The sequence below is a fragment of the Paenibacillus sp. FSL K6-4396 genome (genome assembly GCF_038002525.1).
GTDB lineage: Bacteria > Bacillota > Bacilli > Paenibacillales > Paenibacillaceae > Paenibacillus > Paenibacillus amylolyticus_B.
Genome location: NZ_JBBOCR010000001.1, coordinates 4,954,481 through 4,968,063, shown reverse-complemented (window position 1 = coordinate 4,968,063; position 13,583 = coordinate 4,954,481). Strand labels below are relative to the sequence as shown.

At 47.4% G+C, this 13,583-nt stretch carries 12 protein-coding genes; all 12 read left to right on the top strand.

From position 1 onward, the window contains the following. Positions 1-6: 6 nt before the first annotated feature. The 12 genes from mraY to sigG all read left to right on the top strand — a co-directional run bounded on the left by mraY (position 7) and on the right by sigG (position 13,558). Positions 7-975: a phospho-N-acetylmuramoyl-pentapeptide-transferase gene (mraY, locus tag MHB85_RS21895; protein WP_047843751.1), complete on the top strand. Its 969-nt coding sequence runs from the start codon at positions 7-9 to the stop codon at positions 973-975. Between the two features lie 3 nt (positions 976-978). Further along, complete coding sequence (murD, locus tag MHB85_RS21890; protein WP_192134176.1) at positions 979-2,400, top strand: UDP-N-acetylmuramoyl-L-alanine--D-glutamate ligase; 1,422 nt, start codon at positions 979-981, stop codon at positions 2,398-2,400. A 48-nt stretch (positions 2,401-2,448) separates the two neighbouring features. Then, on the top strand, positions 2,449-3,546 hold the full coding sequence (spoVE, locus tag MHB85_RS21885; RefSeq protein ID WP_074095851.1) for a stage V sporulation protein E: 1,098 nt from the start codon (positions 2,449-2,451) through the stop codon (positions 3,544-3,546). A 7-nt stretch (positions 3,547-3,553) separates the two neighbouring features. Continuing rightward, positions 3,554-4,663 (top strand): undecaprenyldiphospho-muramoylpentapeptide beta-N-acetylglucosaminyltransferase, encoded by a 1,110-nt coding sequence (gene murG, locus MHB85_RS21880; RefSeq protein WP_192134174.1) that lies wholly within the window; start codon positions 3,554-3,556, stop codon positions 4,661-4,663. Positions 4,664-4,812: 149 nt separating this feature from the next. After that, complete coding sequence (murB, locus tag MHB85_RS21875) at positions 4,813-5,718, top strand: UDP-N-acetylmuramate dehydrogenase (RefSeq protein WP_091014073.1); 906 nt, start codon at positions 4,813-4,815, stop codon at positions 5,716-5,718. Between the two features lie 17 nt (positions 5,719-5,735). After that, the gene (murA, locus tag MHB85_RS21870) at positions 5,736-7,019 is read left to right on the top strand and encodes a UDP-N-acetylglucosamine 1-carboxyvinyltransferase (RefSeq protein ID WP_091014075.1); all 1,284 of its coding nucleotides are present in this window, start codon (positions 5,736-5,738) and stop codon (positions 7,017-7,019) included. Positions 7,020-7,077: 58 nt separating this feature from the next. Then, positions 7,078-7,845, top strand: a complete 768-nt coding sequence (locus MHB85_RS21865; protein ID WP_149846753.1) for a cell division protein FtsQ/DivIB — start codon at positions 7,078-7,080, stop codon at positions 7,843-7,845. 293 nt (positions 7,846-8,138) lie between these two features. Further along, the gene (gene ftsA / locus MHB85_RS21860; RefSeq protein WP_036614863.1) at positions 8,139-9,422 is read left to right on the top strand and encodes a cell division protein FtsA; all 1,284 of its coding nucleotides are present in this window, start codon (positions 8,139-8,141) and stop codon (positions 9,420-9,422) included. Positions 9,423-9,572: 150 nt separating this feature from the next. Continuing rightward, complete coding sequence (gene ftsZ, locus MHB85_RS21855; protein WP_192134172.1) at positions 9,573-10,688, top strand: cell division protein FtsZ; 1,116 nt, start codon at positions 9,573-9,575, stop codon at positions 10,686-10,688. 261 nt (positions 10,689-10,949) lie between these two features. Continuing rightward, on the top strand, positions 10,950-11,930 hold the full coding sequence (spoIIGA, locus tag MHB85_RS21850) for a sigma-E processing peptidase SpoIIGA (protein ID WP_091014080.1): 981 nt from the start codon (positions 10,950-10,952) through the stop codon (positions 11,928-11,930). A gap of 11 nt (positions 11,931-11,941) precedes the next feature. Then, positions 11,942-12,664 (top strand): RNA polymerase sporulation sigma factor SigE, encoded by a 723-nt coding sequence (gene sigE, locus MHB85_RS21845; protein WP_017687308.1) that lies wholly within the window; start codon positions 11,942-11,944, stop codon positions 12,662-12,664. A 111-nt stretch (positions 12,665-12,775) separates the two neighbouring features. Then, the gene (gene sigG / locus MHB85_RS21840; RefSeq protein WP_017687309.1) at positions 12,776-13,558 is read left to right on the top strand and encodes an RNA polymerase sporulation sigma factor SigG; all 783 of its coding nucleotides are present in this window, start codon (positions 12,776-12,778) and stop codon (positions 13,556-13,558) included. Positions 13,559-13,583: the final 25 nt, after the last annotated feature.

Genomic DNA, 13,583 nt, shown 5'->3' with positions numbered 1-13,583 from the left:
GAACCCATGGATTTTCAGGTATTACTGTTAACAATCGGCGTTTCATTTATTCTGGCGGTGATTGCCGCACCGCTCCTGATTCCGCTGTTACGCCGGATGAAATTCGGACAGCAAGTTAGGGAAGATGGGCCTCAGAGCCATTTGAAAAAAAGCGGAACACCTACAATGGGTGGAGTCGTCATTTTAGTTGCGTTCACATTGGCCTTTTTGAAATTTTCGGCAGTCAAGAATACAGACTTTTATGTCTTGCTTGTGGCTACGCTGGGATTCGGGCTTATAGGTTTCCTGGATGACTACATCAAAATTGTGTTCAAACGTTCGCTGGGACTGACGGCCAGACAAAAAATGCTGGGTCAATTGTTCTTCAGTGCAGTGATGTGTTTCTTGCTGATCCAGAATGGACACAGCACAGCCATCTCTATCCCGGGTACGTCATTCTCGTTTGACTGGACCGGATGGTTCTATTATCCGTTTGTTGTATTCATGATGCTTGCTATTACCAATGCCGTTAACTTTACCGACGGTCTGGATGGTTTGCTATCAGGGGTAAGTGCGATTGCCTTTGGCGCGTTTGCCATTGTAGCGATGCAAGCCACGTCGATGCCGGCAGCAGTTTGTGCAGCAGCGATGATCGGAGCCGTACTCGGTTTTCTGGTATACAATGCACACCCGGCCAAAGTGTTTATGGGAGACACCGGTTCTCTGGGTATTGGTGGTGCGATTGGTGCGGTAGCCATTGTAACCAAGACAGAGCTTCTATTTGTCATCATTGGCGGTATTTTTGTTATCGAGATCCTGTCTGTCATCATTCAAGTGGTATCTTTCAAGACTCGTGGCAAGCGTGTATTCAAAATGAGCCCCATTCACCATCACTTTGAATTAAGTGGTTGGTCAGAGTGGCGGGTTGTTATTACCTTTTGGGCGGTAGGCGCAATTTTGGCCGCTCTTGGACTTTATCTCAACAAGGGGTTGTAGATCATGAATCATCCTGAATCATATCGCGGACAACAAGTAGTCGTGCTCGGATTGGCGAAAAGTGGGGTACAGGTCGCCAAAGTGCTGGATCGCGCCGGAGCGAAGGTCACAGTAAATGATAAAAAAGAGAGAAATCAATGTCCCGAAGCTTCCGAATTGGAGGCTTTGGGAATTTCTGTTGTATGCGGAGGACATCCGGATGATCTGATTCACAGTGGTGTGAAGCTGGTCGTTAAAAACCCGGGTATCCCATACCATGCAGCTCCTGTGCAGCAAGCTATGGCATTGGGCATTGAAGTGGTGACCGAAGTAGAGGTAGCTTATCATCTATGTGCTGCACCCATGATCGGGATTACGGGTTCCAACGGTAAAACAACAACGACCACTTGGGTGGGTAAAATGTTGGAGCATGCCGGCCTCAAACCGATCGTTGCCGGTAATATCGGAACACCTCTCTGTGAAGCGGCAGAGCAAGCTTCTCCAGATAACTGGATGGTTGTTGAGCTTAGCAGTTTCCAGCTCAAAGGAACGGTTGATTTCCGTCCCCGGATCGCCAGCTTGCTTAACGTTGCAGAGACGCATCTGGACTATCATGGGGATCTGGATGATTATGTGGCTTCCAAAGCCAAACTGTTCGCCAATCAGCAGCCTGACGACGTAGCCATCCTGAATTGGGATGATGCGGTATGTCGTGGTCTGGTTCCTTACATCAAAGGCAGATTGCTTCCCTTCTCAATGATTGAGAAATTGGATACAGGTGTGTATGCATATCCACCTTATGTGGATGGAGAAGAGGATGATGTGAAGCGCCAGATTATCTACGCGGATGAAAACGGAGATCAGCAGATGATCATCGATATTGAGGACATTGGCATAGCTGGACGATTTAATGTGGAAAATGCAATGGCGGCTGTGGCTATTGCCGTGGCTGCAGGAGCTGATCCAGCGGTACTGGCAGCGCCGCTCGCAGACTTCAAGGCAGTTGAGCACCGCCTTGAATATGTACTAGATCATAATGGCGCTGCGTATTACAACAACTCCAAAGCGACCAATTCGAAGGCTACGGTCATGGCTCTGAACTCGTTCAAGGAGCCAGTTGTATTAATTGCTGGAGGGTTGGATCGCGGGTCAGACATGATGGAGTTGTTACCCTTGTTCCAGGAACGGGTAAAAGCTGTTGTTGCAATTGGAGAGACACGGACAAAAATTGCCAAGGTCGCGGAACTTGCCGGATTAAAGCAAATTAAGGTCGTCGATAATGAGGAGGACGCTGCCCTGACGTTAACCGTTGCTGTGCAGGAAGCATCGAAGCTTGCCAGTGCCGGTGATGTCGTTTTGTTATCCCCGGCATGTGCAAGTTGGGACATGTTTGCTTCCTATGAAGAGCGGGGACGCATTTTTAAAGAGGCGGCGCATAACTTGTAAGTAGGGGGGTGGAAAAGCCCCTACTTCCATGCAAGGGGTGGCCTCCTGATGAAACAGACGCGACCGGCACCAGATATTTGGTTGCTGATTTGTATTTTGGCATTGCTTGCCATCGGCATTATTATGGTATATAGTGCGGGCTCGGTGCTTGCCTTTCATGACTATGGCGATTCATTTTATTTTGTAAAAAGACAGGCCCTGTTTGCGGTGCTTGGGCTTGTGGCCATGTTCGTAACTGCTAATGTAGACTACCGGGTGTGGAGGAAATACGCCAAGCCTATATTGATTGCCTGTTTTATTATGCTCATTGCGGTGCTCATTCCTGGAATCGGTGTGGTTCGCGGTGGTGCACGAAGTTGGTTGGGCATTGGTTCGTTCGGTATTCAGCCCTCGGAATTCATGAAGCTGGGCATGATTCTGTTTCTCGCTCACTGGTTGAGCAAGGAACCGGGCAAAATCAAAACCTTCACATCGGGGCTTCTACCACCGCTGGGATTGATCGGGTTGGCTTTTGGGATTATTATGCTGCAACCTGATTTGGGGACTGGCACCGTGATGATGGGCGCATCGATGCTTATTATTTTCACAGCCGGAGCGCGAATGAAACATCTGAGCTTGCTTGCTCTTGGCGGCGTAGCGGGGTTTGCAGCTTTGATTGCAGCAGCACCCTATCGGTTGCAGCGTATCACAGCGTTTTTGGACCCGTGGTCCGATCCGCTGGGTGCCGGATATCAGATCATTCAATCCTTATACGCGATTGGTCCTGGTGGACTGGCGGGATTGGGACTGGGTATGAGTCGGCAGAAGTACAGTTATGTACCTGAACCTCAAACGGACTTTATTTTTAGTATTTTGGCCGAAGAACTCGGCTTTATAGGTGGAATGATTGTATTATTGTTGTTTCTGGTGCTGGTGTGGAGAGGTATGCGTGTAGCCATGACCGTTCCGGATGCCTTTGGCAGTCTGCTTGGTGTTGGTATCGTGGGTATGGTCGCCGTACAGGTCATTATTAACATTGGTGTTGTCATTGGCATGATGCCTGTTACGGGCATTACATTGCCTCTGATCAGTTACGGTGGATCATCATTAACCCTCATGCTCACAGCACTGGGCATTTTAGTGAATTTATCCCGTTATGCGAGGTGACTATGCGATGCGAGTCGTTCTAAGCGGTGGCGGTACGGGTGGACATATCTATCCGGCCGTTGCCATAGCAAGACAATGCGAGGCGGAGAACCCGGACTCGACATTTCTGTACATCGGAGGAACCAGAGGGCTGGAAAGCAAGCTGGTTCCCCAAGAAAATATTCCTTTTAAATCCATTGATATTACGGGCTTTCGGCGGAAATTGTCCATCGACAACCTGAAAACGGTCATGCGTTTCATTCAAGGTGTACGCAAGTCCAAAAAAATGCTGAAGGAATTCAAACCGGATGTTGTGATTGGTACAGGTGGATATGTGTGTGGACCTGTGGTATATGCAGCAACAAAACTGGGAATTCCGAGTATAATTCATGAACAGAACGCCATTCCTGGTCTGACGAACAAATTTTTGATGCGTTATGTGGACACGGTTGCCGTTAGCTTTGAAGGTTCTGAAACATCGTTTTCCGGCGCAAAAAAGGTGATCTATACCGGTAATCCGCGAGCGACTACGGTAGCCCAGGCTAGCCGTGATCGTGGTTTTGCCACATTAGGTGTACCGATGAATAGCCGTGTTGTTCTTGTGGTTGGGGGCAGTCGCGGGGCAAAAGCAATCAATCAGGCCATGGTGGACATGGCTCCAATGCTGGAACAACTGGACGATGTACATGTAGTTTACGTGACAGGGGATACCTATTTTGATGAAACGCGTGAAGCCATTCGCAGCTCATTGGGTACGATGCCAAACCACCTGCATGTCCTGCCTTACATGCATAATATGCCTGAGGTGCTTGCCTGCACATCCTTGATTGTAAACCGTGCAGGTGCATCATTCCTTGCGGAGATCACATCACTGGGTATTCCTTCGATCCTGATTCCTTCACCTAACGTGACTAATAATCATCAGGAAGCCAATGCACGCACGCTTGAAGGTGGAGGTGCGTCACTCACGATGCTGGAGAAGGATCTTACAGGCAAAGTCCTGTATGAAGCCATCGCCAAGATTATGAATGATGAATCGGGACGCAAACGGATGGCTGAAGCCTCTAGGAAACTGGGGAAACCTGATGCAGCTGAAGTGCTTGTTCATGAAATTCAGCGTCTTGCTGCACGCCGATAAAGTGTGTTTGTGGGCGATTGTCACACACAAGACGGGGCTGACATAAGATACCGTATAAATCGTGACCATCGTTCCATGGCGCCAGAACACGGTCTGTAACAACAGAACATACCGTGCTCATCGGTTTTGAAGCAAAGGAGGAAGCAAACATGCATCAGTGGATATCGTTACTATCCCAGAATAATGTTGGCAGAGTTCTTGAAAACGAATCACTAGCCAAATACACCACATGGAAGATCGGCGGTCCTGCGGATGCACTGGTCATTCCCGAGAATAAAGAGCAGATGATGAATCTCGTTCAATTGCTTCACACGTATCAGATTCCGTGGATGCAACTTGGACGGGGCTCAAACATGCTGGTGTCAGACAAAGGAATACGTGGTGTTGTGGTGAAACCAGGCGAGGGCTTTGATTATGCCGAATTTCACGAAGGTGGTGTAACCGCCGGAGCGGCGCATTCTTTTGTTAAACTCAGTGTGGTTGCTGCCAAAAAGGAATGGGTCGGTCTGGAATTCGCCAGCGGTATCCCCGGCACTGTCGGTGGAGCTGTGTACATGAATGCAGGCGCGCATGGATCGGATGTGTCACGGATATTCAAATTCGCTGAGATTGTACTGGAGACAGGGGAATTGGTACGTTACAGCAAGGAGGACATGGATTTTGCCTACCGCCACTCTGTTCTGCATGATCGGAGAGGCATTGTGCTGGAAGCTGCATTTGAACTCCAGCATGGAGAGCGTAACGTCATTTCGGAAACCATGGCGGCTTACAAAGATCGCCGGCGCCGCACACAGCCACTGCAGATGGCATGTGCAGGTAGTGTATTCCGAAATCCACCGGGTGATCATGCAGCCCGCCTGATTGAAGCAGCAGGGCTGAAAGGAATGACCCAGGGAGGCGCACAGGTATCCACCATGCATGCCAATTTCATTGTCAATACAGGCCAAGCAACAGCAGAGGACGTTATCACCCTAATGCAGCAGATACAGAGCACTATATCATCTCAAAACGGTATTAACCTGGTACCGGAAGTCTTCGTAGTGGGTGAGCGGTAAACCCCGGAGGTGATACATTGGACAAATTGGTGATTGAAGGCGGGAAACCCCTCTCAGGATCCATACGCATCCATGGAGCAAAAAATGCCGCTTTACCGATTATGGCCGCAAGTTTGTTGGCAGATGGAGAAGTTACACTGCATAACGTTCCACACTTGCTGGACATTGAAGTGATGCTGTATATCCTGGAACGGCTTGGATGCACGTGTCGGCATGAACAGGGAACAGTGACGATTAATACCTCGTCTATCCGGTCATATGATGTGCCAGAAGATCTAATGAAGCAGATGCGCTCTTCCATTTTTTTGATGGGACCATTGCTGGCTAAGTTTGGGCAAGTGTCAGTGTATCAGCCAGGAGGCTGTGCCATCGGAGAACGCAAAATTGATCTTCACCTCCGGGGCCTGGAAGCGCTCGGAGCTTTGATTGAAGAGCAGGACCAACAGATTATCTGTCATGGACGTAATCTGGTGGGTACAGATATTCTTTTGGATTTCCCGAGTGTGGGTGCGACCGAGAATATCATGATGGCAGCCGTTATGGCTAAAGGGACGACAACCATCTGCAACGCGGCAAGAGAACCTGAAATACAGGACCTGCAACACTTTTTGAATGCTATGGGTGCAAGCATTATTGGTGCAGGAACGGATACAATCACGATCAATGGCGTTGAGAAACTGAAGCCTTGTTCCTATGAGATTATACCGGATCGAATCGTTGCCGGAACTGTGATGATTGCAGCAGCAGCAACACGAGGCAATGTTACCCTTACACACTGCAATCCTGCTCATCTTACTTCACTTATACATGTATTGAAGCGCACTGGTGTTCAAATCACAGTCTGCAATGATATAATGACGGTGAGCTGTATGAGCCGTCCCAAATCAGTAGACCGTATTGTGACTTCTCCGTATCCTTCGTTTCCGACAGATTTGCAATCGCAAATCATGGTGCTGCTCAGTCTGGCAGACGGATTCAGTGTGATGAAGGAAACGGTATTCGAGGGCCGGTTCAAACATGTGGATGAACTGAATGTGATGGGGGCTGATATTTCAGTCGATCTGAACGCAGCATTTATCCGTGGTGTTCCCCGTCTGTACGGGGCTACAGTAGAAGCAACCGATCTTCGTGCAGGTGCAGCTCTGGTCATTGCTGGTCTGGCTGCTCAAGGCAAAACGGTTGTGGAGCAAGTGCATCATATTGACCGGGGCTACGATCAGATCGAGAAGTTATTCCAAAGTCTTGGAGCATCGGTTGAGCGACAGTCGTCCGTTTCGAAACAGTTGGATTTTGCCAATTAACGTCCTTGGCGTCCCCTTCTTGAAGGGAGGGGACCTGAGGCTTTGTGGAGCGCTACTTATGCCTAAAAGTCAAATTCCGGTTCTGAAGAAGAATCGGCCAAAAGGAAACACAAGCCGAAAAATTGTAATTATTCTCTTATTATTATTTATTGTATTGCTTGCTGTATTATTCTTTCGTTCTTCCATGAGTCGGATTTCGGCAATTGAAATTACGGGTAATGTATATACAGCAACTTCAGAACTGCTGGAGAAAAGCGGGCTGAAAGAAGGCGAACAATTTTTTGGGACAAGTACTGCCGAGGTTATTGAGCGTCTCAAGACCATCAAGGCGATTTCCACCGTTACCGTGGACAAGCAATTCCCGGGTATCATCCATATCAAGGTTCAGGAATATGCCACGGTTGCTTATGAGCTTGGTTCTGACGGTACGTTAAAAGCGATATTAGCCAGTGGGACAAGCTTGACGGTTCCGGCAACAATTGGTGTTGCTGTGGAGAAGCCCATATTGACCCAATGGAAGGCTGATGATCCACTCAAAGCCAAACTGAGCCAGACACTGGCTAAAATTCCGAATGAATTGACGACGGATATTTCGGAAATTATTCCCAATCCAACGCCTTCATTTCCGGATCAGATTCGGATGTATACCAAATCACAGTTTGAAGTGATTACAACCGTCTCTCTTTTATCGGATAAAGTGGAGTATCTGAATCAGGTGATTGAGACCGAACGGCCTGGGAAAATCACCATGCTTGAGGCAGATACCTATGTCCCTTTCATCCCGGATGACCCGGAAGATGATGCTGAACTAGGAGCAACCCCCTGATCTTTGCCATGATGAGGCTGGACTGAATATGAAAGCCTAGGCAGGTCGGGGTTTGACCCCGTCAGAGCAATGAAACTTGTTCTTTCTGAGATGAAGAAAAAATGATACACTTGAACTTATGGCACATGAGTTGCCTCCTTCTTTTTTCTTCAATGTTTTATGTCTGGCAACCAGATTTTGACACCCAAAAACATTGTAGAAAAAAGAGGGAAAGCCTGAAGTGTGTTGAATATGTTTTAAGAGTGTTTAAATTCGAACGTAATTTACTATTGGAGTCAGGAGGTGCCACAGACTTGAGCAACAATGACATCATTGTTAGTTTGGACATCGGTACATCCAAAATTCGCGCTATTATTGGGGAAATGAATAATGGAACCTTTAATATTATAGGAGTTGGATCTGCCGACTCGGAGGGAATTCGCAAAGGTGTAATCGTAGATATCGATCAGACGGTGCAGTCGATTCGCAACGCAGTGGATCATGCAGAACGTATGGTAGGTATTCAAATATCCGAAGTGTATGTTGGAATCTCGGGAAATCATATCGGACTGATGAGCAGTCACGGCGTCGTGGCTGTGTCTAACGAGGATCGTGAAATCGGAGAAGAAGACATGGAACGGGTGTTGAAAGCAGCCGAAGTCATTGCAGTTCCGCCGGAACGGGAAATTATTGATGTTGTCGCCAAGCAATATGTTGTAGATGGCTTGGAGGGCATACAGGACCCCCGTGGTATGATTGGTGTTCGTCTGGAAGTTGAAGCAACGATCATTACGGGTGCAAAAACCGCGATACATAATCTTTTGCGCTGCGTGGAAAAAGCGGGTCTGAAAGTAAGCGATCTGGTTCTCATGTCGCTTGGAGCGGGTCAACTGGCTTTGTCCAAAGATGAAAAAACGATGGGTTCAGTGCTTGTTGATATTGGAGCAGGTGCAACAACCATCGCCATTTTTGAAGAAGACAGTCTTGTTGCAACATCAACATTGCCTATAGGTGGGGAATTCGTAACAAATGATATCGCCTATGGCTTACGCACGTTAACGGATCAGGCAGAGAAAGTGAAACTGAAATATGGCTGCGCCTGGTTGGATGATGCTGCTGCGGATGTGATGTTCAAAGTCACCCGAATTGGCAGTAATGTAGACAAGGAGTTTTCACAGGAGGATCTGGCAGCAATTATTGAACCTAGGGTTCAAGAAATATTCCAGATGATATCCCAAGAAGTGAAGCGTCTTGGTTACAACGAGCTTCCTGGAGGTTATATACTAACGGGAGGTACGGTCTCTATGCCGGGGGTTCTGCAGGTCGCTCAGCATGAGCTTGCTGCTTCGGTACGAGTTGCAGTTCCGGATTATATTGGTGTGCGTGACCCCGGGTTTACAAGCGGAGTTGGCATATTGCACAGTGTAATTCGCAGTTTGCGCATTCGTCCCTCGATCAATAACGGCGGTGGAAATAACAACAACAATAATAACAACAAGAAACCGACCAACCGTCCGAAGCCAAATACGGCACAGGAATCGGAGCAAAAACCCGGTCTGTTCGAGCGGCTGAAGAATATGTTCAGCGAATTTATATAACAGGTTGGATCCATTTCATACATTCTTGAAGCCGTCTGAATGCGCCGGTACTAAAATAAACGCTTTCGTTCGTCGATATATGAAATTGATTCGGTTCAAATCAAAAATTGGACGGGCCATCCATGCACATTGAGGGGGAGATGGAATAATATGTTGGAATTTGATTTCGAGATGGAGAGCTTGGCTCAAATTAAAGTCATCGGTGTAGGCGGCGGCGGAAGCAATGCAGTCAACCGTATGATTGAAAATGGTGTACAAGGTGTTGAATTTATTACGGTGAATACGGATGCTCAGGCGTTACACCTGGCGAAATCCGAGCATAAATTGCAAATCGGTGATAAATTGACTCGTGGTCTTGGTGCTGGCGCCAACCCGGATGTAGGTAAAAAAGCAGCGGAAGAGTCCCGCGATCTGATCATGAACACGTTGAAAGGTGCAGACATGGTATTTGTTACAGCCGGTATGGGCGGCGGTACAGGTACAGGTGCGGCTCCGGTTATTGCCGAAATCGCTAAAGAGTGTGGTGCACTTACCGTGGGTGTCGTAACTCGTCCATTTACATTTGAAGGACGCAAGCGTTCCAGCCATGCAGAGCAAGGTATTGAAGCTCTCAAGGAAAAAGTCGACACACTGATCGTGATTCCTAATGATCGTTTGCTCGAGATCGTAGACAAAAAGACTCCTATGCTTGAAGCATTCCGTCAAGCGGATAACGTACTTCGTCAAGCGGTACAAGGTATCTCTGATTTGATCGCTGTACCGGGTCTGATCAACCTTGACTTTGCTGACGTCAAAACGATTATGCACGAACGTGGTTCAGCCCTTATGGGGATTGGTGAATCAACTGGTGAGAATCGTGCCGCAGAAGCAGCACGGAAAGCCATTATGAGTCCTTTGCTTGAAACTTCTATTGAAGGTGCTCGCGGGGTAATCATGAACATTACGGGTGGCGTTAATCTGTCCCTGTATGAAGTGAATGAAGCGGCAGAGATCGTAACGTCTGCTTCCGACCCGGAAGTGAACATGATCTTTGGTGCCATCATTGACGAAGACCTGAAAGAGGAGATTAAGGTTACGGTTATTGCAACCGGTTTTGAAGATAAACCTGCTCCACCACCACCAGGACGTAAGCCAGCTCCAGCAACAACGGAGACGACGGATACGCGTTCTCCGAACCTGCGTCCTTTCGGAAATCAGCCGAGCAATGATCAGCTGGACATTCCGACATTTTTACGCAATCGTTCACGCAATAATAACAACGATTAATACGCAAATCAATGTATTGGAAACCCGGTACTCCTTATGGAGCGACCGGGTTTTTTCTGTTTATTTAGATATCATAGCATACAGCAATGAACAAATTCTGAACAAAGGGCCTGAGCAATTCCGACAAAAAAAGTTGGAACCACACCCCCATGATTAGACAGACTTTGAACAGGGGGCTCCGTATACTTGTGAATATGCTCATGAATATCAGGATATCGGGTACCGATATTTCGATATGTTGCGCGCAGGCAGGTGAAGACTTTGGTTGTTTATGTGGATCTAATTTTTTTGACAAACCTGTGTATTGACGGTGCACTCATCGGAATGACCGCCTGGATGCGCAAGACAAAGCTGGTTTGGTGGCGATGGTTGCTGTCAGCCATTGTCGGTGCATTATACGTGGTCATGATGTTTGTACCGGAGTTTGATTTTATGTTCACCTTTTTGATCAAGTTCGGGTTCTCGCTGGTCATGCTTACGATTGCTTTTGGGTTTAAAGGTCTGCAGGCTTTTGCGAGGACGCTGGGTACCTTCTATGTGATTAATTTTGTCGCTGCTGGAGGTATTCTGGGTGTGCATTACATGCTTCAGAGCTCCGGTGAGTTGTTTAACGGCATTTGGTTCACGGCTTCTGGCGGTATGTCATTTGATCTGAAAATTGCTTTCTGGTTCACGTTTATCGTATTTTTTGCTGTCCTGTTTTTATTTAAAGCTGTGCAGAGTTCAAAACGGAAAACGGATCGCATGACGACCTATTTGGGCAAAGTTGAGGTCTGCATCGATGAGGTAGTCATTTCTTGTACAGGCCTTCTGGATACGGGCAATCAACTTACAGATCCCTTATCGCGCATGCCGGTCATGGTGATGGAGGTTTCGTTATGGCAAGACATGTTACCTGCTTCATGGAAGGGTAGACTCAAGGACGAGGCGCCGGACAACCTTATTCTGGAGCTTGATCAGGAAAGTTTTCAGTGGCAGGATCGACTGCGGCTAGTGCCTTATCGGGGCATTAACAAAGGGACTGCGTTTATGCTGGCAATGAAGCCGGACCGGGTGAAGGTGACGATGGAGGAAACATGTTATGAGACGACAAGGGTACTTATTGGGCTGGATGGAGGTGTTTTGTCGTCGGATGGGAAATACCAGGCCGTGATTCATCCTGAACTTGTGCAAGACGCTGCTTCTGCGCAGTCTACGGCTCTCTCTGCGGGAGCAACAGAAAAGCCGCTGAATGTGGTATAGGAGGAACGTACATGCTTGTGAAATGGAAACTGGTGGCGCAGCTGCAATATTACCGTCTGTTATTTTTATTGGGACTCAAAAGCGAAGAGATCTATTATATTGGGGGAAGTGAGGCACTTCCGCCGCCATTGACCCGGGAAGAGGAAGAATTTTTGCTGCAAAAATTATCCTCGGGAGACTCGGCCATTCGCGCGATGCTCATTGAGCGCAACCTGCGTCTGGTGGTGTACATTGCACGCAAATTTGAAAACACAGGAATCAATATTGAGGATTTGGTCTCCATTGGAGCCATCGGATTGATTAAGGCAGTGAATACATTTGACCCGGAAAAGAAAATCAAACTGGCAACCTATGCTTCACGTTGTATCGAAAATGAAATTTTGATGTACCTAAGACGTAATAGTAAGATCCGAACTGAAGTTTCTTTTGATGAACCGCTCAACATTGATTGGGATGGAAATGAACTATTATTATCCGATGTATTGGGTACAGAAAACGATACAATCTATCGGAATATTGAAGAGCAGGTAGACCGAAAACTTCTGCACAAGGCACTGGAAAAATTAACGGAGCGCGAGCGAATGATTATGGAGCTTCGTTTTGGCCTGACGGATGGGGAAGAAAAGACACAAAAAGATGTAGCAGATCTCCTCGGAATCTCCCAATCCTACATCTCTCGTCTCGAAAAAAGAATCATTAAAAGACTCCGCAAAGAGTTCAATAAAATGGTCTGAAATACATCATTGGTCAGAATGGGTATTACTGGCAAGGGTGCCAAGTACGAATAAAAAAGCCTGCCCCGGAGATAATGTACATTAATGTTTCTCCTTGGGAGGTAAATCACGATGACCCGAAACAAAGTCGAGATTTGTGGCGTGGACACCGCAAAATTGCCTGTCCTCACCAACACTGAAATGCGGGAATTGTTTCATTCCCTTCAGCAACACCATGATCGCTCAGCAAGAGAGAAATTAGTGAATGGCAACCTGCGTCTTGTGCTCAGTGTCATTCAGCGTTTTAACAATCGGGGGGAGTTTGTCGATGATCTGTTCCAGGTTGGTTGCATCGGCCTGATGAAAGCCATTGATAATTTTGATTTATCCCAGAATGTCAAATTTTCAACCTACGCGGTGCCGATGATTATCGGTGAAATCCGTCGATACCTGCGTGACAATAACCCGATTCGGGTATCTCGCTCCTTGAGGGATATTGCTTACAAAGCACTTCAGGTCCGTGACAGCCTGACGAATAAAAACTCTCGGGAACCGACGATATTCGAAATTGCGGAAGTACTGAATGTGCCGAAGGAAGATGTTGTTTTTGCATTGGACGCCATTCAGGACCCGGTCTCGCTCTTCGAACCGATTTATCATGATGGTGGTGATCCGATCTATGTTATGGATCAGATCAGCGATGACAGAAACAAGGATGTGTCATGGATCGAGGAAATTGCACTTCGTGAAGCGATGCATCGTCTTGGTCAGCGGGAAAAAATGATTCTGTCGATGCGGTTTTTCGAAGGGAAAACCCAGATGGAAGTGGCTGATGAAATTGGCATTTCCCAGGCTCAGGTATCACGTCTGGAGAAATCAGCGATACAGCAGATGCAAAAACATGTAAAGTCATAACACGATGCAAAGGCAGAGGGACGAT